Raw genomic sequence first — 2,414 nt, 5'->3', positions numbered from 1 at the left:
ATCGAGGCGTCCCAGATCGCGTTCGCCTGGTTCTCGTTCCACTTGTCGCGGGCTTGGGCGAGGGATTGCAAGACGGGCACGCAGGTGATGCCGGTGCCGCCGCCTTCGGCCATCAGCACCGGCAGGGACGGCAGCGGTGCGAGGTTGGCTATCTCGTCCAACGCGAGCAGCACGGGCGGGTCGAGCCGGGCTCCCGGTGAGCGGGCCGCGATCCGGCGGGCGGTCTCCACGAGGTCTTCGACCAGGGCGGCGACCAGTGCGGCGGATGCGCCGGCACCGGCGCCGGTGGCGAGGAGGAAGAGGGTGCCTTTGTCGCGGATGAACCGTTCGGGGTCGAAGTCCTTGCCGGGGCCGGGGCTGACGGCATCGAGCACCCGCGGGTCGGCTAGTGCGCCCAGGGCGAGGGACACGCCCTGCCAGATCGAGTCCCGTGTGCGGGGGTCGGCGTCGATCATGGATTCCAGCGAGTCCGCCCATCCGGTCGCCGCGTCGGGGTGGTTGGTGAGGATCGCGACCGCTTCGGCCGCCGCCGAGGGGTCGAGAGTCCACCGGAACAGCTCTTCCGGGCTTCGGTGGTCGAGGGCGGCGGCGTGCAGCAGGGCTTGGAGGGCGGTGCGGGTCTTCCCTTCCCAGAACCCGCCGGACTCCACCCCGCCCGCTGACAAACCGGTGGCGGAGGCGAGGCCGGTGGCGCGGATCATCGCCGTGAGCGGGTCGGCGCAGCCGCGGATGGGTGACCAGCGCATCCCTGCCGGCACGCCCTCGGCCAAGTGCTGAGGATCGAACACGGCCACCGGGCCGATCCGTTTGCGGGCGCGCAGGGTCGCGGTGAGGTTGTCGGGTCGGGTGCTGGTGGTGATCACCGCGCCGGGCGCGTCGAGGATCGCCGGGATCACCACGTGCAGGCCTTTGCCGGAGCGGGGCGGCCCGATCAGCAGGATCGAGTCTTCGACTGATGCCCATACCTCTTTGCCTTTGCTGGTGCCGAGCCGGTACCCCACGTCCGCCGGTGTCGGGCTGTCCAGGGAGGGGCGCAGGTTCGCGGCGCGTTTGAGCAGCGCCCGCGCTGACGCGGTGGTGGTGATCTCATGCGAGGTGGCGATCCCGGCGGTGGTGTGCGGGTCGGTCTCGACCTTGCGGGCGTGACGGCGCAGCCGCACCCACACCCAGCCGCCCGCGGCGGCGAGAGCGGCGAGCAGAACGACGGCGACCGTCCAGTAGGCGAACGGATGCAGCCCGTCCGCGTCGAGCGCGGCGGCGGGGTCGCCGGGCCGGAACAGCACACCGACCCCCGCCGCCGGCCCTGCCGCCGGCTGGTCGGTGCCGGTGAGGAACGCGGCAATGCTGCCGGCGGCGCGCAGGATGAGCGCGAGGCCGAACAGGGCGACCAGTCCGATCATGGCTGCGTTGGTCAGCTCGTCGCCGAAGCTGCCGGTCTGCCGTCCCTGCGACGCCATGTTCATCGCAGGGTCTCCACGACGATGGTGCCGGAGATGCGCCCGACCAACACCACCCCACCCGAGATGGTGGTCTGGGCCGGGTCGAGGAGGGCGCGGGCGGTGCCGTCGCCGGTGGCGTCGGTGTGGGAGACGATCACCGCGACCGCCACGTCCTCGCCGGGCACGAACCCGTCCCCGGTGACCTCGACCAGCACCGGCCGGCCCGGCTTGCGTTTCTCCTTCTTCTGCGGCGTCGGTTCGGCTACGGGCTTGCGGGGCGCGGCCGGGATGAGGTCGGTGAAGCTGGTGCCGTCGGCCTCATGCACCTCGAACCGCACCGGCACCGCCCGCTCATCACTGGCCTGGTCGATGATCTGCGGGAACATCTTCCGCGACCACACCCCGGTGTTCTCAGGTCGCGGGTGCGGGGTGCCGTCGATCGTGACGGTCATCGACCCGTCCGGCTGGACGTCCAGGACGACGGTTCGCAACGACACCGGTGCGGACTCGGACGGAGTGGGGCTGGTGGGGTTCTTTCTCATGCCCGCCAGGTGCGCCCCGCCCGTCTCGCGCTGGACACGCATGTTCACGCGCGAATCGTCAGGGCTTCCGATAGACCTTCAGGAATACTGACGAACCGTCAGCCACAGTGACGAATAGTCAGAAATCCGGGGAACTTGCGGAGATTTCAGCTCATGCGGGCGGTCGTGTCGAACAGGTCGTACTCGTCGGGATGGAGCTGGTGCTGCACGACGAAGGAGCGGTCCTTGATCCGCCACAGTCCTTGCCCGGTGCCGAGGGTCGGCAGGAGGGAGCGTTCGGTGCCGGTCAGGCCGAGGGTCTTCGCGGTGGTGCCGAGCTGGTCGGATTCTTGCCGGTAGATGATCCGCGACTCGGCGTTCGCCAACAAAGAGTTGGCCAGCGACCGCATCGCCGATCCCTGGTCGCCGACGTTCTCCAAGTCGGTGAGCTTGT

The 2,414-nt window shown here is 70.2% G+C and carries 2 protein-coding genes and 1 pseudogene; all 3 read right to left on the bottom strand.

Annotated elements, in window-relative coordinates:
• A partial coding sequence (locus N864_RS21500; protein ID WP_034722260.1) for a type IV secretory system conjugative DNA transfer family protein occupies positions 1-1,457 on the bottom strand: 1,457 nt, incomplete at its 3' end.
• Positions 1,458-1,459: 2 nt separating this feature from the next.
• A complete protein-coding gene (locus N864_RS21495; RefSeq protein ID WP_240474445.1) occupies positions 1,460-2,023 on the bottom strand; it encodes a hypothetical protein in 564 nt (187 codons plus the stop codon).
• A gap of 104 nt (positions 2,024-2,127) precedes the next feature.
• Positions 2,128-2,414, bottom strand: a pseudogene (locus tag N864_RS25240) (ATP-binding protein); the annotation flags it as partial.

It is taken from the genome of Intrasporangium chromatireducens Q5-1 (assembly GCF_000576575.1).
Taxonomy (GTDB): Bacteria; Actinomycetota; Actinomycetes; order Actinomycetales; family Dermatophilaceae; genus Intrasporangium_A; species Intrasporangium_A chromatireducens.
Note: the sequence above shows the minus strand (reverse complement) of the source record. Positions and strands in the feature narration are given on the sequence as shown.

What these genes read in the sequence shown, in the direction of transcription:
- N864_RS21495 (WP_240474445.1), bottom strand. Translation starts at nt 2,023, where the DNA reads ATGCGTGTCCAGCGCGAGACGGGCGGGGCGCACCTGGCGGGCATGAGA.